Source organism: Pseudomonas sp. G.S.17, assembly GCF_038096165.1.
Classification (GTDB): Bacteria; Pseudomonadota; Gammaproteobacteria; order Pseudomonadales; family Pseudomonadaceae; genus Aquipseudomonas.
This window is the reverse complement of sequence record NZ_CP151076.1, coordinates 1,067,285-1,086,243: the sequence shown is the minus strand read 5'-3', so window position 1 is coordinate 1,086,243 and position 18,959 is coordinate 1,067,285. Positions and strand designations below refer to the sequence as shown.

Here is an 18,959-nt window from a genome sequence, read left to right as displayed (position 1 = left end):
TCCTGCCGGTTTGCGTTGCACCTACATTGATTTACTCAAACAACGTGCAGGCCATCACCAGCGCATCTTCACGCCCGCCAACCGCAGGGTAGTAATCCCGACGTCGACCAATCTCGTTGAAGCCAAAGCGCTCATACAAGCGATAAGCCGGGCGATTGCTGTCGCGCAGTTCGAGAAAGCATTCGCGGGCATTGAGCGCATAAGCCCGGGACATCAGATGCTCAAGCAGGCGCAGCCCCAAACCTCGGCCCTGGCTTTCAGGTTTGACGGTGATGTTGAGCAGATGCGCTTCGTCAATGATGACTTGCACAACGCCATGCCCGACCTGCTGGGCACCTTCGAACATCAGCCAGATTTCATAAGACTTGAGCCCATCGAGAAAGATGCCCCGCGTCCAGGGATGGCTGAAGGCGGCGTACTCAATCTTCAATACGGCGTCGAGATCCGCCTCGGTCATCGGGCGGAAAGTTACTGCGTCACTCATCTATCGGTTTCCAGCGCGCCATCAGCCGACGCATGGCTTGCCAGACATCCGCCTTGCGTTGAGGCTCGTCCATTAATAATTCCAGACCCGGCAAAGCCCAGGCTGAACCCAGGCCATCGACCTGAAGTTCATTGTTATAGGATTCAGCATTGGCTTCCCCGGCAAAGCGCACCGAAGGCAAGCCAATCAGCCACAGGCAGGCGCAGGGTTCATCTTCAAGGCGTGCCGAGACGAAACCTTGCACAAAATCACGCGCGGCTTCCGGCCCCTGGTCCAGATTGCCCCTGACCAGCAGCGGCCAGCGCACCGGCTCGCCGATGATTTGCGGGCTGTCCGGCAAACCGGCGGCGCGCAGCATATCTTTCAGTAACAAATAAGACGGATCGCGACTCTGGAACGCCTGGCCTGTGGGTAACTCCACCAGCAGCAGGCATCGCCCGGCGCGCAGGAGTTGCAGCGCAAAGCGCGGTGGCGGCACGACAGGCGCTTTCACCGGAGCAGGCGCGGCAGCTTCGACAACCGCAGCAGGCGCACGGGTGCTGGCCAGCGACGGACGCGGCACTTCGATTTTCGGCCGCTCGACGGGACGCGCAGGTGCTACGGAAGGCTCGGCAACCGCTGCGCGCTCGGTAATCTGCGGGATGGCGATGGCCTGCACGTCCTCGACCGCAAGCAGCGGTTCAAGCAGCTCAGGCCGTGACGGTGCAGCAAAGGGCAATTCAGTGCGCGGCAGCCAATTGACCACCTGCATGGCGGTCATATAAGCGCGGCGGCGGGACTCGTTTAGCAAAGGTCAGCCACCTGTGGATAAGTTAAGGAGGCGATTCTACCGCCCTTCGCCGATTCCCGCCGCAGTTCATCGTCCGGAGGTGAAATGTTGCGCAGCCGATGCAGTACAATCGCTGCTTTTATTTGCCAACCACCGGCCAACCAATGATCGAACCTAAGCGCGTCTTGCGCGCCCTTGCCGAACACTGGGCGCTTCTTGAGCCATTGTGCGAACACTTCGACCAAGGCACCTTGAGCTTGAGCGAATTGCGCCTGCAACTGGCCGCACAACAGATGGACAGCACGCCGCAGGACATCACCAATCTGCTAGATGTGTGGATTCGTCTGGATATCCTGGTCCCCGTGGCCAAAAGCCCCAATCGTTTCGAACTCAACGCGCAGATCCACGACTTCCTGTCCTATCTGCGTCGCGAGCACCGTTTGGGCCTGTGCCTGGAAATCGAAGCCTATCTGCGCCATCTCGAGCGATTGGCGGGCTACATTCAGGATGCATTCGATATTCGCGACGCCGATGACCTCGCCCGGCAGCTGCGCCTGCTGGACATGCGCGTGCGCGACGTCCTGAAAAAACTCGCCAACGACGAACAGGCTCTGGTGGCTGTTGCCGATCGGGCCAAGACCAGCGACCGGCAGATCCCCCTGCGACAGCGCTATGCCGAAGTGCTGGCGACCTGGGACGAATACATCGAACCGATGATTCAACTGGTGAATGCCGACGGCGCGTTCGAACAAGGCGTGCGCAAGGTCGAGAATGTGCTGCTGCGCATGCTCACCGAACAGCAGCGACTCGGCCATCTGGTGGACGACGACATGCTGCTGCGCACCCACGCGCGCATCCTCGAAATGCAGACCAGCGCCCAGTTGACCTTGCGGCACGCACGGGAACTGCTGCTGCCACTGCGCGAGGAAGCTCGTCGGCATAACGCTGTTACCCGTGGCGCGGCGCTGGCACTGTCGGCGATTCGCCGTAAAGGTCTGGACGCCGTGCCGCAAGCGGCGATGCCGATGTTCACTCGTCCGCAAAGCACCTTTCTGGGCAGCGCGAGCCAGGTCGAGGCTTACGTATACGCTCTGGCGCGCTTCGAACCCAAGCCGGCCAAATTCCCCAAGGCCAACGCCAAGCGCAAAGGCGAGCCGCCACAAGCGCCGCGCACGGTCAAGGAAATGCTGGAGCGTTGCGAAGACGCCCTGCCACTGCCAGACCTGATGGTCTGGCTGCTCGAGCAGGAGCCGGACGGCGCTACTGATGAATTGCTGTATTGGTTCTCGCGCCTGTCGCGGGACAAACGCTTCGCTCGTGAACGCCTCGAACGACGCGATTATTTCACTCAGGAGCATCAGGTCAGCCTGAGCTCTTTTGCCCTGCTCTCCAGCCGTGATGAGCAGCCAGGGAATCCAGTCAATGCATCTTGATCTCTCCGAAATGTCCCAGCTGGCTCCGATCTTTCGCGAGCTGTTCAAGGGTTATCACATCAGCCGCCGCGACCCCGAGCTATATGCGCAACTGTCCAACGCTCAGGATCAATACCGCACATTGTTCAAGGCCTTGGGCTTCGAACTGGTGTGCGACACCCGTGGCTTTTATTATTTCGTCCCCGACCTCGCTGCCGCGCAGGTCAACAAGACCGCGCAACGCCTGGCGCTGTTCACCTTCATTCTCGTCGAGCATCTGGCCGATCAGGGTCGTGATCCGGTAGCCGTACTCGATGGCGGCAGCCTGGGCCGTGATGAACTGCCCTCGCTGCTGGAAAAATACCGCGACCTGTTTATCCAGGCCGAAGTCCAGACCCAGGACGAGCTGGAAGAAAAGATCATGCGCCGCATGACTCAGCTGGGTTTCGCCAGCGAGGACAACGGTATTTACCGCTTCCTGCCGCCCATGCATCGCTTTCTGGATGTCTGTCTGTCGGTGCAACAGGATCGCGATCTGGCGGCCAGCATCCACAGCGTATTGCCTTTGCCGACGCCGGTACTCATCGATGACGACAGCGACGAAAAACTGCTGGAGACCGATGATCCGCTGGATCTTGCCGAGTTTGACGAATCCACGGAAAGCGAAGAACAGGCCCTGGCCCGGGCTATTGCTGACGAGCAAAAGGATATAAATGCATGAGCCAGGAACGCTACGGCATCCGCCGCTTTGCCCTGCTGAATACTGCCGGTTACAGCCTCGGGCTGTTTCCGCTGGAACACCCGCTGTCGGTGTATGGCGCGAATAACCTGGGTAAAAGCGCCTCGATCAACGCCCTGCAATTCCCGATTCTGGCGCGCATGTCAGACATGAGTTTCGGCAAATACACGCTGGAACAATCGCGTCGGTTCTACTTTGCGTCGGACACCAGCTACATTCTGGTCGAAGTGTCACTGCCCCATGGTCCACACGTGATTGGCGTGGTCGGACGCGGCCCGGGCGGCGGTTTCGGTCACCAGTTCTTCGCCTATGCGGGCGAGCTGGATCTGGGCCACTACCAGAAGAACGACACCTGCCTGCGTCAGAAAGAGCTGTTCAGCAATCTGGAAAGCCAGGGCCTGAAAGCTTATGAGCTCAAGCCTGACGAGCTGCGGCGTTTGCTGGTTGGCGGCCACACCTCGATTCCGCTGGACCTGACGCTGATCCCACTGCGTTCGACCAGCGAACAGAGCCTGAAAACCTTCCGCGCACTGTTCATCAACTTGCTGCACATGCGGGAAATCACCGCTGCCAAGCTCAAACAATTGTTTCTCGATGCCTTCGAGCACAGCCTGCGTTCCGGCAGCGTCGATTACATCGCCGCGTGCGAAGAAGCCTTCCGCGATGTACGCCGCATGGAACAGGACTACAACTCTCTGGTCCTTGCCGGCCCGCTGGTGGAAGCGCTGGCGGCAGGCGTGAAACAGCGCGACCTGCTGCGCGGCAAACTGCATCGCCTTTCGCCGCTGCTGGACTCCCTGCTGGGTACATGGCTGGATTACTCCGATGCCCGCAAGGAAGAGCTGGTTATTCAGGCCGAACATTATTGCGGCCAGCAGGATGTACTGCAGAACGATCAGCGTGGCGGCACTCAGGAACTAATGCGCCTGGAACGTGAAATCAGTGGCATTCAACGTTGGGTCGGCGAGCTGGCCGTACTCAAGAATCGCTTTGCGCTGGTGGACGACGCCAAAGTGCTTGAGCAGCAATTGCTGGCCGCGAAAGATGCCCACGATGAACTGGCAGGTGCCTTGGCACAGTCACGGCAATTCAGTGCGGAAGACCTCGACGAACGCTTGCGGGATCTGGAAAAACGCCTGAAGTCGGTGAAGCAGCAACTCGATCATGCCGACAACAACAGCTATGCCCGATTGCGCGAAGAGTTTTCCCAGCCGGACGTTGAACGCTTGATGCGCCTGTTCAACAGCGCCCTGTTCAGCTTGCCACTGGGCGAACAAGGGATCGCGCTGGATGATGGCGATGCCTGGGTCAAATCCCTGGAGCTGATCCTCGATAGCTTCAAAGGCGATCAGTTCCAGGTGCCGGGTCTGACGATCAATCTGTCGAACATCGAGCCACCGGCACTTCAGGCCTTGGCCGACCGCGCTGCATTGCGCGATCAAAAAGAACGTCTGGAAAAAGAACTCAAGCAACTCAAGACTCAGCAAGCCGTCGCGGCTGACCGCTCGGCCAGCAAGACACTAACCGAGGCCTTGTATCAACAAGTGCTGGATGCACAGAAAGCGCTGGAAGACTTCCGCCGCTGCCAGACGCTGAGCGCAGAAGAGTCCGACAAACTTGAACAGCTGGCCCAGATGGAAGCTGCGCAGGACGAGTTGAAACGCTCCAGCGATGCCTTCACCGAGCGCGTCCAGCAACTGTCGGCCAAGCTGCAACTGATCGCACGGCAGATTGGTGATCTTGAATCCAAACAACGCACCCTGGATGACGCACTGCGTCGTCGTCAGTTGCTGCCCGCCGATCTGCCGTTTGGCACGCCGTTCATGGATCCGGTGGACGACTCGCTGGAGAACCTGCTGCCGCTGCTCAACGATTACCAGGATAGCTGGCAGGGTTTGCTGCGCAGCGATGGCCAGATCGAAGCGCTGTACGCGCAGGTTCGTCTCAAAGGTGTGGCCAAGTTCGACAGCGAAGATGATGTAGAGCGTCGTTTGCAGTTGCTGATCAATGCTTACGCGCACCGCACCGACGAGGCACTTACCTTGGGCAAGGCGCGTCGTGCCGCTGTGACAGATATCGCGCGCACCCTGCGCAACATCCGCAGCGACTACGACAGCCTTGAGCATCAACTGGCGCTGTTCAACCGGGAGATCAACAAGCGCCAGGTTTCCAACCTTGAGAGCTTCCGCATCGTGCTCGCGCCGAACAAAGAAGCACTCAAGCATATCGACCAGATCATCCACAGTGCTGGTCAGTATGAAGAAGGCGAAACTCTATCGGTCTTCGACTTGAGCCAAAGTGCCGAGCAGGACAACAAGAATGAAGAGGCAAAGGAATACCTGGCGCGCCTGGTAGCGGCGAATCATAACCAGCTGGGCTTGAAGGATTTGTTCGAGCTGGCGTTTGAGATCACCAAGGTCAACGGTCAACCGATCATCCACACCGACATCGACGGTGCAGCCTCCAACGGCACCACGATGACCATCAAGGCTCTCACCAACATGTACTTGTTGTTGCACTTGATGGATCGCGATCAGGCTGGACGTATTCGCTTGCCTTATTACCTGGATGAAGCAGCTGACATCGACGAGAAGAACCAGGCTGCACTTCTCGAAACAAGTCTGCAGCTTGGCTTTGTGCCTATCCTCGCCAGCGTGAAGCCGCAAGTGTCGGCACATGTCGCCATCGACCTTGAAGGCGGCAGCGGGCCTAACGGCATCTATATCGACGAAGCTGACTGGAAATACATTCGTCGTCGTGATGACGTGAAGGCCGTGGTTGTTGAGGAGGTCGCTGAGGAAGCGGCTGAATAACGCCTTCAAGCAGGTAACGAAAGGCCGCATGCGAATGCGGCCTTTTTTATTGGCTATAACCAAGTGCGAAGTATGTGTCGGTTAGATATATATTTCCGAGCAAACAAACAAAACCCCTGAACGCGTAAGCGATCAGGGGTTCTGGAATTCAATCTTGACGATGACCTACTCTCACATGGGGAAACCCCACACTACCATCGGCGATGCATCGTTTCACTGCTGAGTTCGGGATGGGATCAGGTGGTTCCAATGCTCTATGGTCGTCAAGAAATTCGGGTACCGACGCGTCTTTCGACGTTTCGGCAAATCGGGTATGTGATAGTCAGGTGTCATTTGTGTGCGTCCGAACTTTCGGTTCGTGTCGTCTTCACAGTCACCGCAATCTGTCTCTTTCGAGTCGCAAATTGCTTGGGTGTTATATGGTCAAGCCTCACGGGCAATTAGTACAGGTTAGCTCAACGCCTCACAGCGCTTACACACCCTGCCTATCAACGTCGTAGTCTTCGACGGCCCTTCAGGGGACTCAAGGTCCCAGTGAGATCTCATCTTGAGGCTAGTTTCCCGCTTAGATGCTTTCAGCGGTTATCTATTCCGAACATAGCTACCCGGCAATGCCACTGGCGTGACAACCGGAACACCAGAGGTTCGTCCACTCCGGTCCTCTCGTACTAGGAGCAGCCCCTCTCAAATCTCAAACGTCCACGGCAGATAGGGACCGAACTGTCTCACGACGTTCTAAACCCAGCTCGCGTACCACTTTAAATGGCGAACAGCCATACCCTTGGGACCGGCTTCAGCCCCAGGATGTGATGAGCCGACATCGAGGTGCCAAACACCGCCGTCGATATGAACTCTTGGGCGGTATCAGCCTGTTATCCCCGGAGTACCTTTTATCCGTTGAGCGATGGCCCTTCCATACAGAACCACCGGATCACTAAGACCTACTTTCGTACCTGCTCGACGTGTCTGTCTCGCAGTCAAGCGCGCTTTTGCCTTTATACTCTACGACCGATTTCCGACCGGTCTGAGCGCACCTTCGTACTCCTCCGTTACTCTTTAGGAGGAGACCGCCCCAGTCAAACTACCCACCATACACTGTCCTCGATCCGGATAACGGACCTGAGTTAGAACCTCAAAGTTGCCAGGGTGGTATTTCAAGGTTGGCTCCACGCAGACTGGCGTCCACGCTTCAAAGCCTCCCACCTATCCTACACAAGCAAATTCAAAGTCCAGTGCAAAGCTATAGTAAAGGTTCACGGGGTCTTTCCGTCTAGCCGCGGATACACTGCATCTTCACAGCGATTTCAATTTCACTGAGTCTCGGGTGGAGACAGCGCCGCCATCGTTACGCCATTCGTGCAGGTCGGAACTTACCCGACAAGGAATTTCGCTACCTTAGGACCGTTATAGTTACGGCCGCCGTTTACCGGGGCTTCGATCAAGAGCTTCGCGTTAGCTAACCCCATCAATTAACCTTCCGGCACCGGGCAGGCGTCACACCCTATACGTCCACTTTCGTGTTTGCAGAGTGCTGTGTTTTTAATAAACAGTCGCAGCGGCCTGGTATCTTCGACCAGCAGGGGCTTACGCAGTAAATGCTTCACCTCCACCGGCGCACCTTCTCCCGAAGTTACGGTGCCATTTTGCCTAGTTCCTTCACCCGAGTTCTCTCAAGCGCCTTGGTATTCTCTACCCAACCACCTGTGTCGGTTTGGGGTACGGTTCCTGGTTACCTGAAGCTTAGAAGCTTTTCTTGGAAGCATGGCATCAACCACTTCGCGCACTAAAAGTGCACTCGTCATCAGCTCTCGGCCTTAGAATCCCGGATTTACCTAAGATTCCAGCCTACCACCTTAAACTTGGACAACCAACGCCAAGCTGGCCTAGCCTTCTCCGTCCCTCCATCGCAGTAACCAGAAGTACAGGAATATTAACCTGTTTTCCATCGACTACGCTTTTCAGCCTCGCCTTAGGGACCGACTAACCCTGCGTCGATTAACGTTGCGCAGGAAACCTTGGTCTTTCGGCGTGGGTGTTTTTCACACCCATTATCGTTACTCATGTCAGCATTCGCACTTCTGATACCTCCAGCAAGCTTCTCAACTCACCTTCACAGGCTTACAGAACGCTCCTCTACCGCATCACCCGAAGGTGATACCCGTAGCTTCGGTGTATGGTTTGAGCCCCGTTACATCTTCCGCGCAGGCCGACTCGACTAGTGAGCTATTACGCTTTCTTTAAAGGGTGGCTGCTTCTAAGCCAACCTCCTAGCTGTCTAAGCCTTCCCACATCGTTTCCCACTTAACCATAACTTTGGGACCTTAGCTGACGGTCTGGGTTGTTTCCCTTTTCACGACGGACGTTAGCACCCGCCGTGTGTCTCCCATGCTCGGCACTTGTAGGTATTCGGAGTTTGCATCGGTTTGGTAAGTCGGGATGACCCCCTAGCCGAAACAGTGCTCTACCCCCTACAGTGATACATGAGGCGCTACCTAAATAGCTTTCGAGGAGAACCAGCTATCTCCGAGCTTGATTAGCCTTTCACTCCGATCCACAGGTCATCCGCTAACTTTTCAACGGTAGTCGGTTCGGTCCTCCAGTTAGTGTTACCCAACCTTCAACCTGCCCATGGATAGATCGCCCGGTTTCGGGTCTATTCCCAGCGACTAGACGCCCTATTAAGACTCGCTTTCGCTACGCCTCCCCTATTCGGTTAAGCTCGCCACTGAAAATAAGTCGCTGACCCATTATACAAAAGGTACGCAGTCACCCAACAAAGTGGGCTCCCACTGCTTGTACGCATACGGTTTCAGGATCTATTTCACTCCCCTCTCCGGGGTTCTTTTCGCCTTTCCCTCACGGTACTAGTTCACTATCGGTCAGTCAGTAGTATTTAGCCTTGGAGGATGGTCCCCCCATGTTCAGACAAGGTTTCTCGTGCCCCGTCCTACTCGATTTCATTACCAAGAGATTTTCGCGTACAGGGCTATCACCCACTATGGCCGCACTTTCCAGAGCGTTCCGCTAATCTCAAGATAACTTAAGGGCTGGTCCCCGTTCGCTCGCCACTACTAAGGGAATCTCGGTTGATTTCTTTTCCTCAGGGTACTTAGATGTTTCAGTTCCCCTGGTTCGCTCCATACACCTATGTATTCAGTGTAAGGTAACCATCTTATGATGGCTGGGTTCCCCCATTCAGACATCTCCGGATCACAGTCTGTTTGCCGACTCCCCGAAGCTTTTCGCAGGCTACCACGTCTTTCATCGCCTCTGACTGCCAAGGCATCCACCGTATGCGCTTCTTCACTTGACCATATAACCCCAAGCAATCTGGTTATACTGTGAAGACGACATTCGCCGAAAATTCGTACGCTTGCTCACTTAAGAGCAACTCACACATTTTACCTTAGCCTGATACCCACCAGTGAAAGTGGCTACCAGTCTATATTTCTATCACATACCCAAATTTTTAAAGAACGATCTAATCAAAGACTAGAAATCAACATTCACCATCACACGATGGAATGCTCATTTCTAAGCTTTACAGGCAACAGAAGCAGTAAGTGGTGGAGCCAAACGGGATCGAACCGTTGACCTCCTGCGTGCAAGGCAGGCGCTCTCCCAGCTGAGCTATGGCCCCGTATTTCTACAGGCGTTTCCCACACAAAATTGGTGGGTCTGGGCAGATTCGAACTGCCGACCTCACCCTTATCAGGGGTGCGCTCTAACCAACTGAGCTACAGACCCAATTTCGAGCTTGTAGCCGCTAGCCTGAGCTATCAGCGTGGAGCTTAAAGCTGCTTCTAATCGTCTTCTTCAATGAATCAAGCAATTCGTGTGGGAACTTACGCTACAGCTAAGGTCTTCGATTAAGGAGGTGATCCAGCCGCAGGTTCCCCTACGGCTACCTTGTTACGACTTCACCCCAGTCATGAATCACACCGTGGTAACCGTCCCCCCGAAGGTTAGACTAGCTACTTCTGGTGCAACCCACTCCCATGGTGTGACGGGCGGTGTGTACAAGGCCCGGGAACGTATTCACCGCGACATTCTGATTCGCGATTACTAGCGATTCCGACTTCACGCAGTCGAGTTGCAGACTGCGATCCGGACTACGATCGGTTTTCTGGGATTAGCTCCACCTCGCGGCTTGGCAACCCTCTGTACCGACCATTGTAGCACGTGTGTAGCCCAGGCCGTAAGGGCCATGATGACTTGACGTCATCCCCACCTTCCTCCGGTTTGTCACCGGCAGTCTCCTTAGAGTGCCCACCATTACGTGCTGGTAACTAAGGACAAGGGTTGCGCTCGTTACGGGACTTAACCCAACATCTCACGACACGAGCTGACGACAGCCATGCAGCACCTGTCTCAATGCTCCCGAAGGCACTCCGCCATCTCTGGCAGATTCATTGGATGTCAAGGCCTGGTAAGGTTCTTCGCGTTGCTTCGAATTAAACCACATGCTCCACCGCTTGTGCGGGCCCCCGTCAATTCATTTGAGTTTTAACCTTGCGGCCGTACTCCCCAGGCGGTCAACTTAATGCGTTAGCTGCGCCACTAAGAGCTCAAGGCTCCCAACGGCTAGTTGACATCGTTTACGGCGTGGACTACCAGGGTATCTAATCCTGTTTGCTCCCCACGCTTTCGCACCTCAGTGTCAGTATCAGTCCAGGTGGTCGCCTTCGCCACTGGTGTTCCTTCCTATATCTACGCATTTCACCGCTACACAGGAAATTCCACCACCCTCTACCATACTCTAGCTTGCCAGTTTTGCATGCAGTTCCCAGGTTGAGCCCGGGGATTTCACATTCAACTTAACAAACCACCTACGCGCGCTTTACGCCCAGTAATTCCGATTAACGCTTGCACCCTCTGTATTACCGCGGCTGCTGGCACAGAGTTAGCCGGTGCTTATTCTGTCGGTAACGTCAAAACCGATACGTATTAGGTAACGGCCCTTCCTCCCAACTTAAAGTGCTTTACAATCCGAAGACCTTCTTCACACACGCGGCATGGCTGGATCAGGCTTTCGCCCATTGTCCAATATTCCCCACTGCTGCCTCCCGTAGGAGTCTGGACCGTGTCTCAGTTCCAGTGTGACTGATCATCCTCTCAGACCAGTTACGGATCGTCGCCTTGGTGAGCCATTACCCCACCAACTAGCTAATCCGACCTAGGCTCATCTGATAGCGCAAGGCCCGAAGGTCCCCTGCTTTCTCCCGTAGGACGTATGCGGTATTAGCGTCCGTTTCCGAGCGTTATCCCCCACTACCAGGCAGATTCCTAGGCATTACTCACCCGTCCGCCGCTCGCCACCAGGTACAAGTACCCGTGCTGCCGCTCGACTTGCATGTGTTAGGCCTGCCGCCAGCGTTCAATCTGAGCCATGATCAAACTCTTCAGTTCAAACATCTTTGGGTTTTGAGAAAAACCCTAAACTTGGCTCAGCAATCGTTGGTTATTTCTTTGATTTCTCGCGGAGTAACTTACGATGCTGATAATCAGTTGACTTCAGTCTGACAGCGCAAGCACCCACACGAATTGCTTGATTCAATTGTTAAAGAGCGGTGGGTTGATTCTTTCGTCTCAACCGAGGCGCGCATTCTACAGCAGCGCCAGTTACTGTCAAGCGGTTGTTTTCTGAAATTTTCAAAGTTTCCTTTGCAACTTCAACCACTTGCGCTTCGATCAACTTCGCGTTGCTCGTGAGCGGGAGGCGAATTCTACAGCGTTACAATCTGCTGTCAACCACCTTTTTTCACCGCTTTCGATCAACTCATCGAAACCTCTTCCTCGCCAATCAAACCGGCTAACTACTTGATTACCAAGGAGTTTTCCGTTTCATCTGCTCCGGAAGAGGTGCGAATTATAGACAGATTCGGGAGGCCGTCAACCGTTAATTTACGCTTTTGTCACAACAACATTCTTTTTCGTTCTAACACGCTGGATTCGCCGAGTAATCATTGGGACTCGCATCAGTAGAAGGACTGCGCCAATGACAGCGTAAAGCGCCCATTCCTTGAGATCCGCCCTGACAATCCAGAGCATATGCAACAGCCCCAATCCTAAAATTACATATATAAGCCGATGAAGCTTCTTCCATCGCGCGCCCAACCGCCGCTGACTGTAGCGATTGGACGTCACAGCCAACGCCAGCAAACACAGGAACGCCAGACTCCCCACAATAATGTAAGGCCGCTTGACCAACTCCGTACCCAACTGCGCCCAGTCCAGCCCAAGGATGAATACTGCATACGCGCTCATATGCATGACGACATAAGCAAAGCACCAGAGCCCAAGCTGCCGACGAACCGAAATCCAGCCCGGCCAACCGGTCATGCGCTGCAACGGCGTCATTGCCAGGGTGATCAACAACAGGATCAAGGTGCCCAATCCCAAGCGGTCCACCAGAACCTTTCCCGGATCAGGCCCCAAAGCGAAAATCCACGCCTGATAAAGCCAAAGGATCGGTGCAACACAGGCAGCCAGAAAGACGCCGAGGCGCCAGAACGGGTAACGCATCAGTAGTTTTTCCGTAAATCGAGGCCTGTATATAAGGAGGCAACCTCCTCCCCATAGCCGTTGAACATTTCGGTCTGTCGAATATTGGGGCTGAACAGCCCGCTCGGTAGCCGGCGTTCATGCGCCTGCGTCCAGCGCGGGTGGTCGACGGTCGGGTTAACGTTGGCATAAAAGCCGTATTCACTCGCGGCAATACTCTGCCAAGTGGTCTTAGGCTGCTCACTGACAAGGCTGATACGCACGATGGACTTCACACTCTTGAAGCCATACTTCCACGGCACCACCAAACGCAGCGGCGCGCCGTTCTGGTTGGGCAGCTCGCGCCCGTACATGCCTACCGCAAGAATGGCCAACGGGTTCATTGCCTCGTCGAGCCGCAAACCTTCTACATAAGGCCAATCGATCAAGGCAAAACCGGAACGCTGACCCGGCATGGTTTTCGGGTCCTGCAAGGTCTCGAAGCGGATGTATTTTGCCTTGGCGGTCGGTTCGACCTGCTTAAGCAATTCCGAGATAGGGAAACCTATCCAGGGGATGACCATCGACCAGGCCTCGACACAACGTAGCCGGTAGATGCGTTCTTCCAACTGATACGGCTTCATGAAGTCTTCGAGTGCGTAGCGACCCGGCTTTGCGACCTCGCCGTCGATGACCACACTCCATGGCTCGGTCTTCAGCGACCCGGCGTTTTGCGCTGGATCGCCTTTGTCGGTACCAAACTCATAGAAATTGTTGTAGTGGGTCGCGTCCTTGAAAGGCGTGATCGCCTCATCCTTGACGTTGACCGCCTGCCATTTCGTCGACGGAAGTTTCTCCGCAAACCACGACGGCGCCTTACCCGGTTCGACATCGGCATAACGGGAAGGATCAGCGGCACTGGCCCAGCGCGGCATGGCGCTGACAGCCAAACCGGCGATCGAGCTGCCCAACAGCGCACGACGGGAGAGATAGAGAGATTCGGGAGTGACGTCCGACTCTTTGCAGTCGGACGGCGAGGGAAGCTTGATTAGCATGATGACTCCGCAGTCTATGGGGAACTGATGCACCAATAGACTGTGGAGTATGGGGGAAATTACATCAGTCGGTGGTTCGGTGACGACGCAGTCGTAACAAATATTGAACCGGGCCGGATGCTGCGTAAGCGAGGAAGATCAGCAGCAGGATGCGCGGTGGATCACTGAATACGACAGCAAACACCAAAACCACCGCAAGAATCGCAACAAAGGGAACGCGGCCCTTGAGGTCAAGCTCCTTGAAGCTGTTGTACTTGATGTTGCTGACCATCAGCATCCCGGCAGCCGCTACCAACAATGCCACCAGGAACGACAGCTTCGAGCCCTGAATGCCATAGTCGCTGAACGCCCACACCGTACCGGCCACGACGCCCGCCGCAGCCGGACTCGCCAAGCCAATGAAATAGCGTTTGTCGGCCTTGCCCACCTGGGTGTTGAAACGCGCCAGACGCAGCGCCGCACCCGCAACGTAAATGAAGGCAACCATCCAGCCCACTTTACCCATATCGCCCAACGCCCAGCCAAATGCCAGTAACGCGGGCGCAACGCCGAAGGCAACCATGTCGGACAAGGAATCGTATTCGGCGCCGAAGGCGCTCTGAGTATTGGTCATGCGCGCCACTCGACCGTCCAGGCCATCCAGCACCATGGCGACGAAAATGGCGATTGCAGCAAATGCGAAATATTTGCTCGCCCCGGCGGCATCCCCGGCGCTCAAGGCACTCTGGGCGCTCATCGAGCTGATGATGGAGTAAAAGCCGGCGAACAGATTCGCCGTAGTAAACAGGTTTGGCAGCAGATAGATACCGCGATGCCGGACCTTGCGCCCTTCGGCGTCATGCCCTTCTTCAATATGCTCATCGATCGGTAGCAGGCTTTCGGCGTCAGAGGCCTTGCTTGGCTCTTCAGGACGTTCGCTCATGGACTTTACCTTGCAACGGTGTGGAAAGTTTCGACAGATGTCTGCGACGAGGGTTCGTCGGCAAACGATGCAGCTTTATACCAGAAGCGTCAGGCCCATACGAAAAAACGCGGCCAATTGGCCGCGTTTCCGTAATGCAGAACGAGTCGAAAGACTTAGTTCTTGTCTTTGTCGACGATCTTGTTGGCTGCGATCCAAGGCATCATCGAGCGCAATTGTTCGCCGATGATTTCGATGCCATGCGCAGCGTTGTTACGACGCTTGGCGGTCATCGAAGGGTAGCCAGTGGCGCCTTCAGTGATGAACATCTTCGCGTATTCACCGTCCTGGATGCGCTTGAGAGCGTTGCGCATGGCTTGACGGGATTCAGCGTTGATGACTTCAGGACCGGTCACGTATTCGCCATATTCGGCGTTGTTGGAGATCGAGTAGTTCATGTTGGCGATACCGCCTTCGTACATGAGGTCAACGATCAGCTTCAATTCGTGCAGGCATTCGAAGTACGCCATTTCCGGAGCGTAGCCGGCTTCAACCAGAGTTTCGAAGCCTGCCTTGACCAGCTCAACAGTACCGCCACACAGAACGGCTTGCTCACCGAACAGGTCGGTTTCGGTCTCGTCCTTGAAGGTGGTTTCGATGATGCCGGTACGACCACCGCCAACGCCCGAAGCGTAGGACAGAGCAACGTTTTTGGCGTTGCCCGAAGCATCCTGGTAGATCGCGATCAGGTCGGGAATACCGCCGCCTTTGACGAACTCGGTACGAACGGTGTGACCTGGCGCTTTAGGAGCGATCATGATCACGTCCAGGTCAGCGCGCGGCACGACCTGGTTGTAGTGAATCGCGAAACCGTGGGAGAAGGCCAGTGTTGCGCCTTGTTTCAGGTTCGGCTCGACTTCGTTCTTGTACAGCGCGGACTGGAATTCGTCCGGAGTCAGGATCATGACCAGATCAGCAGCAGCTACAGCGGAAGCAACGTCAGTCACTTTCAAGCCGTGAGCTTCAGCCTTGGCGACAGTAGGCGAACCCTTGCGCAGGCCAACGGTGACATCTACGCCGGAGTCTTTCAGGTTGCACGCCTGGGCGTGGCCTTGGGAACCGTAACCGATGATGGCAACTTTTTTGCCCTGGATGATCGAAAGGTCGCAGTCTTTGTCGTAATAAACTTTCATGAAATTCCCCTGTTATCGTGGCCGTTCAGGCCATTTGCTTAATTGAGTTAGATGCTCAGCACTTTGTCGCCGCGGGCAATGCCCGTAACGCCGCTACGTACTGTTTCCAGGATCGCGGCAGTGCCGATGGCCTGAATGAAGCTGTCCAGTTTGTCGCTGGTACCGGTCAGTTGCACGGTATAGACACTGGCTGAAACGTCAACGATTTGCCCGCGGAAGATATCCGTGGTGCGCTTGATCTCGGCGCGCTGGGCGCCGGTGGCCTTGACCTTGATCAGCATCAGTTCGCGCTCGATGTGGGCGCTTTCCGACAGATCCACCAGCTTGACCACTTCGACCAGCTTGTTGAGGTTTTTGGTGATCTGCTCGATCACCTCATCCTGGCCCACGGTGGTCAACGTCAGGCGCGACAGTGTCGGGTCTTCGGTCGGCGCCACAGTCAGGCTTTCGATGTTGTAGTTACGCTGCGAAAACAGACCTACGACGCGAGACAAGGCACCCGGTTCGTTTTCCAGCAAAAGGGAAATGATGTGCCGCATGATTAAGTCCGCTCCGTCTTGCTCAGCCACATATCGCGCATGGAGCCGTCTTTGATCTGCATCGGGTAGACGTGCTCGGTGACGTCGACCTGAATATCGATAAACACCAGACGATCCTTCATGGCGAAGGCTTCTTCCATCATCGGCTTCAAGTCTTTGAGATCGGTGATGCGCATGCCGACGTGGCCATAGGCCTCAACCAGCTTCACGAAGTCAGGCAGCGACTCCATGTAAGAGTGCGAGTGACGACCGCTGTAGCTCATGTCCTGCCACTGGCGAACCATGCCGAGTACGCCGTTGTTGAGCAGGATGATCTTCACCGGCAGGTCGTACTGCAGGCAGGTCGACAGCTCCTGGATGTTCATCTGGATACTGCCTTCACCTGTCACGCAGGCTACGTCCGCGTCCGGGAAGCTCAACTTGACGCCCATGGCTGCCGGGAAACCGAAGCCCATGGTGCCCAGGCCGCCGGAGTTGATCCAGCGATTGGGTTTGTTGAAGCGGTAGTACTGAGCAGCAAACATCTGGTGCTGGCCCACGTCGGACGTGATGTAAGCATCGCCCTTGGTCACTTCGCACAGGGTCTCGATGACTTTCTGCGGTTTGATGACGCTGCCGTCGCCCGGGTTGTACGGGAACATGTCGCGATCGCCGCGCCATTCTTCGATCTGCTTCCACCAGTTGGCGACCAGCGTCTTGTCCGGGGTCTCGCCGATATCCTTCAAGGTGGCAACCATTTCGGTCAACACGCTCTCTACCGGACCGACGATAGGCACGTCAGCCTTGATGGTTTTGGAGATCGATGCAGGGTCGATGTCTATGTGGATGATCTTGGCGTTCGGGCAGAACTTCGCTGCGCCGTTGATCACGCGATCGTCGAAACGCGCGCCCACTGCCAGGATCACGTCAGCATGGTGCATCGCCAGGTTGGCGGTGTAGCTGCCGTGCATCCCGAGCATGCCCAGGAACTGGCGATCCATGCCCGGATAGCCGCCCAGGCCCATCAAGGTATTGGTCACCGGAGCATTCAGCGCCTGCGCCAGCTCGGTCAATGGCTCGGAGCCATTGCCCAGAATCACACCGCCGCCGGCGTAGATGATCGGACGCTTGGCCGCCAGCAGCATTTCCACGGCTTTGCGGATCTGGCCGGAATGACCACGAACCGCCGGGCTGTAGGAACGCAGCTTGGCTTTCTTGGGGAACACGTATTCGAATTTTTCCGCCGGGTTGGTCATATCTTTCGGGATATCGACCACAACCGGACCTGGACGACCGGATTGCGCCAGGTAGAAAGCCTTCTTCAGGACTTCCGGGATTTCCGAGGCGTGTTTGATCATGAAGCTGTGTTTCACGATCGGACGGGAAATACCGATCATGTCGGTTTCCTGGAACGCATCGGTGCCCACCAGCGTACTGGCGACCTGCCCAGACAGAACCACCATCGGGATCGAGTCCATGTAGGCCGTTGCGATACCGGTAATTGCGTTGGTTGCGCCAGGACCCGAGGTTACCAGCACGACGCCAGCCTTGCCGGTAGCGCGCGCGTAGCCATCAGCCATGTGCGTCGCCGCTTGTTCGTGACGAACAAGGATATGGCTCACGGCAGGTTCTTTGAACAGGGCATCGTAGACATGCAGGAGGGCGCCACCAGGGTACCCGTAGATATGTTTAACGCCTTCGTCACGCAAAAAGCGGACGATCATTTCGCCGCCGGATAAAAGCTCCACGTTGTTCACCTCTAAAACGCCAGAATACCGCCCACAAACGAGGACGGGTCTTAATAGGTTTTACTGCCAAGCAGAGCATGAGCGACGGTGGTCGCCGACTACGTCAGCACTGACTGAGCAAGTATTGGGATGACCCCTGAGTGTTGCGGGGCTTTCCCACCCAGCGCGAGGTAACGCGTTGCGGGTGTAACAGGTCGGCGCGGGTGTGCGCCTCATGATCTACCGAGATGGCCTGCTTCTGGCAGTCCTTCTACAGCGAACTTTGGATTGTTGTGATTCGACCCTCCCAAGTCAAGTAATCCGTGAGCTTTCTTCTCAGTAACCGCATGAAAAATCACCGAATGGGACCGCGCGAGGGTGCTTATGGTAGCGTGCGCGGAGCACAACACTTCAAGGAAGCAGCATGCGCAGCGTGATTTTCTCCGCCCTCCTCGTACTGGCAATCGGCAATACCAGCCAGGCCGCGCAGATCTACAAATGGGTAGATGCCCAAGGCGTCACTCACTTCGACGCCCAGCCTCCGGCGGGTCAGGCGGCGCAGCAAATCAATACGGCACAACCACCACCGGCATCGGCCCCGACGCCGCCACCGGGTGATGTTGATGGAGCGGCGCAGCAACGGGCCATCGACAAGAAGGTCAAGAAACAGATCGCGACCGAAGAGGCCAAGCGCAAGGAGAACTGCACCAAGCTGCGCACCAACCTCGCGCAACTGCAGAACAACCCTCGCGTGCGTGAGCAGGTCGAGGGCGAGACCAAGCGTCTGTCGGAAGATGAGCGCCAGGATCGCATCAGCGAAACGCAAAAGGCCATCGAGGACTTTTGCGGCTGAGCGATTTTAGCC

The 18,959-nt window shown here is 55.9% G+C and carries 12 protein-coding genes, 2 tRNA genes and 3 rRNA genes; 4 read left to right on the top strand and 13 right to left on the bottom strand.

Translation table 11 applies throughout. The annotated features are described in order from the left end of the window. Positions 1–31: 31 nt before the first annotated feature. Positions 32–484, bottom strand: coding sequence for a ribosomal protein S18-alanine N-acetyltransferase (gene rimI / locus AABC73_RS04835; RefSeq protein WP_341522667.1), 453 nt, complete (start codon positions 482–484; stop codon positions 32–34). Then, on the bottom strand, positions 477–1,274 hold the full coding sequence (locus AABC73_RS04830; protein WP_341522666.1) for an energy transducer TonB: 798 nt from the start codon (positions 1,272–1,274) through the stop codon (positions 477–479). The genes rimI and AABC73_RS04830 overlap by 8 nt, the downstream gene beginning before the upstream one ends. Positions 1,275–1,417: 143 nt before the next feature. Here AABC73_RS04830 and mksB point away from each other — a divergent pair, with 143 nt between their 5' ends. From mksB to mksF, 3 genes are read left to right on the top strand one after another with little or no spacing between them, the layout of a single operon-like run. Then, complete coding sequence (mksB, locus tag AABC73_RS04825) at positions 1,418–2,686, top strand: Mks condensin complex protein MksB (RefSeq protein ID WP_044901267.1); 1,269 nt, start codon at positions 1,418–1,420, stop codon at positions 2,684–2,686. After that, a complete protein-coding gene (mksE, locus tag AABC73_RS04820; RefSeq protein ID WP_331149643.1) occupies positions 2,676–3,386 on the top strand; it encodes an Mks condensin complex protein MksE in 711 nt (236 codons plus the stop codon). The genes mksB and mksE overlap by 11 nt, the downstream gene beginning before the upstream one ends. Then, positions 3,383–6,217 carry an Mks condensin complex protein MksF gene (gene mksF / locus AABC73_RS04815; RefSeq protein ID WP_341522665.1) on the top strand — a complete coding sequence of 945 codons (2,835 nt, stop codon included), beginning with the start codon at positions 3,383–3,385 and terminating at the stop codon, positions 6,215–6,217. The genes mksE and mksF overlap by 4 nt, the downstream gene beginning before the upstream one ends. A gap of 152 nt (positions 6,218–6,369) precedes the next feature. On the opposite strand, the gene rrf is transcribed toward mksF, so the two are convergent. The 11 genes from rrf to AABC73_RS04760 form a co-directional block, all read right to left on the bottom strand. After that, positions 6,370–6,485, bottom strand: a 5S ribosomal RNA gene (rrf, locus tag AABC73_RS04810). Positions 6,486–6,636: 151 nt separating this feature from the next. Continuing rightward, positions 6,637–9,530, bottom strand: a 23S ribosomal RNA gene (locus AABC73_RS04805). A gap of 251 nt (positions 9,531–9,781) precedes the next feature. Beyond that, positions 9,782–9,857 (bottom strand) — tRNA-Ala (locus tag AABC73_RS04800). Between the two features lie 30 nt (positions 9,858–9,887). After that, positions 9,888–9,964, bottom strand: a tRNA-Ile gene (locus AABC73_RS04795). A gap of 123 nt (positions 9,965–10,087) precedes the next feature. After that, positions 10,088–11,626, bottom strand: a 16S ribosomal RNA gene (locus AABC73_RS04790). The 16S, 23S and 5S rRNA genes sit together here with 2 tRNA genes alongside, the layout of an rRNA operon. Before the next feature lie 495 nt (positions 11,627–12,121). Next, entirely contained in the window at positions 12,122–12,742 is a 621-nt protein-coding gene (msrQ, locus tag AABC73_RS04785) for a protein-methionine-sulfoxide reductase heme-binding subunit MsrQ (protein ID WP_341522664.1), read from the bottom strand. Further along, complete coding sequence (gene msrP / locus AABC73_RS04780) at positions 12,742–13,755, bottom strand: protein-methionine-sulfoxide reductase catalytic subunit MsrP (RefSeq protein WP_331150867.1); 1,014 nt, start codon at positions 13,753–13,755, stop codon at positions 12,742–12,744. Before msrP ends, msrQ begins: the two co-directional genes overlap by 1 nt. 64 nt (positions 13,756–13,819) lie before the next feature. Beyond that, positions 13,820–14,677 (bottom strand): CDP-diacylglycerol--serine O-phosphatidyltransferase, encoded by an 858-nt coding sequence (gene pssA, locus AABC73_RS04775; RefSeq protein WP_331150868.1) that lies wholly within the window; start codon positions 14,675–14,677, stop codon positions 13,820–13,822. 155 nt (positions 14,678–14,832) lie between these two features. After that, positions 14,833–15,849 carry a ketol-acid reductoisomerase gene (gene ilvC, locus AABC73_RS04770; RefSeq protein WP_331149392.1) on the bottom strand — a complete coding sequence of 339 codons (1,017 nt, stop codon included), beginning with the start codon at positions 15,847–15,849 and terminating at the stop codon, positions 14,833–14,835. A gap of 47 nt (positions 15,850–15,896) precedes the next feature. Further along, a complete protein-coding gene (gene ilvN / locus AABC73_RS04765; protein ID WP_020293234.1) occupies positions 15,897–16,388 on the bottom strand; it encodes an acetolactate synthase small subunit in 492 nt (163 codons plus the stop codon). Positions 16,389–16,390: 2 nt separating this feature from the next. Beyond that, on the bottom strand, positions 16,391–18,115 hold the full coding sequence (locus AABC73_RS04760) for an acetolactate synthase 3 large subunit (protein ID WP_331149120.1): 1,725 nt from the start codon (positions 18,113–18,115) through the stop codon (positions 16,391–16,393). A gap of 403 nt (positions 18,116–18,518) precedes the next feature. Between AABC73_RS04760 and AABC73_RS04755 the strand changes: the two genes are divergently transcribed. Continuing rightward, positions 18,519–18,947, top strand: a complete 429-nt coding sequence (locus tag AABC73_RS04755; RefSeq protein WP_341522663.1) for a DUF4124 domain-containing protein — start codon at positions 18,519–18,521, stop codon at positions 18,945–18,947. The last annotated feature ends 12 nt before the right edge of the window (positions 18,948–18,959 follow it).

What these genes read in the sequence shown, in the direction of transcription:
- rimI (WP_341522667.1), bottom strand. Translation starts at nt 484, where the DNA reads ATGAGTGACGCAGTAACTTTCCGCCCGATGACCGAGGCGGATCTCGAC.
- mksB (WP_044901267.1), top strand. Translation starts at nt 1,418, where the DNA reads ATGATCGAACCTAAGCGCGTCTTGCGCGCCCTTGCCGAACACTGGGCG.
- mksE (WP_331149643.1), top strand. Translation starts at nt 2,676, where the DNA reads ATGCATCTTGATCTCTCCGAAATGTCCCAGCTGGCTCCGATCTTTCGC.
- mksF (WP_341522665.1), top strand. Translation starts at nt 3,383, where the DNA reads ATGAGCCAGGAACGCTACGGCATCCGCCGCTTTGCCCTGCTGAATACT.
- msrQ (WP_341522664.1), bottom strand. Translation starts at nt 12,742, where the DNA reads ATGCGTTACCCGTTCTGGCGCCTCGGCGTCTTTCTGGCTGCCTGTGTT.
- msrP (WP_331150867.1), bottom strand. Translation starts at nt 13,755, where the DNA reads ATGCTAATCAAGCTTCCCTCGCCGTCCGACTGCAAAGAGTCGGACGTC.
- pssA (WP_331150868.1), bottom strand. Translation starts at nt 14,677, where the DNA reads ATGAGCGAACGTCCTGAAGAGCCAAGCAAGGCCTCTGACGCCGAAAGC.
- ilvC (WP_331149392.1), bottom strand. Translation starts at nt 15,849, where the DNA reads ATGAAAGTTTATTACGACAAAGACTGCGACCTTTCGATCATCCAGGGC.
- ilvN (WP_020293234.1), bottom strand. Translation starts at nt 16,388, where the DNA reads ATGCGGCACATCATTTCCCTTTTGCTGGAAAACGAACCGGGTGCCTTG.
- AABC73_RS04755 (WP_341522663.1), top strand. Translation starts at nt 18,519, where the DNA reads ATGCGCAGCGTGATTTTCTCCGCCCTCCTCGTACTGGCAATCGGCAAT.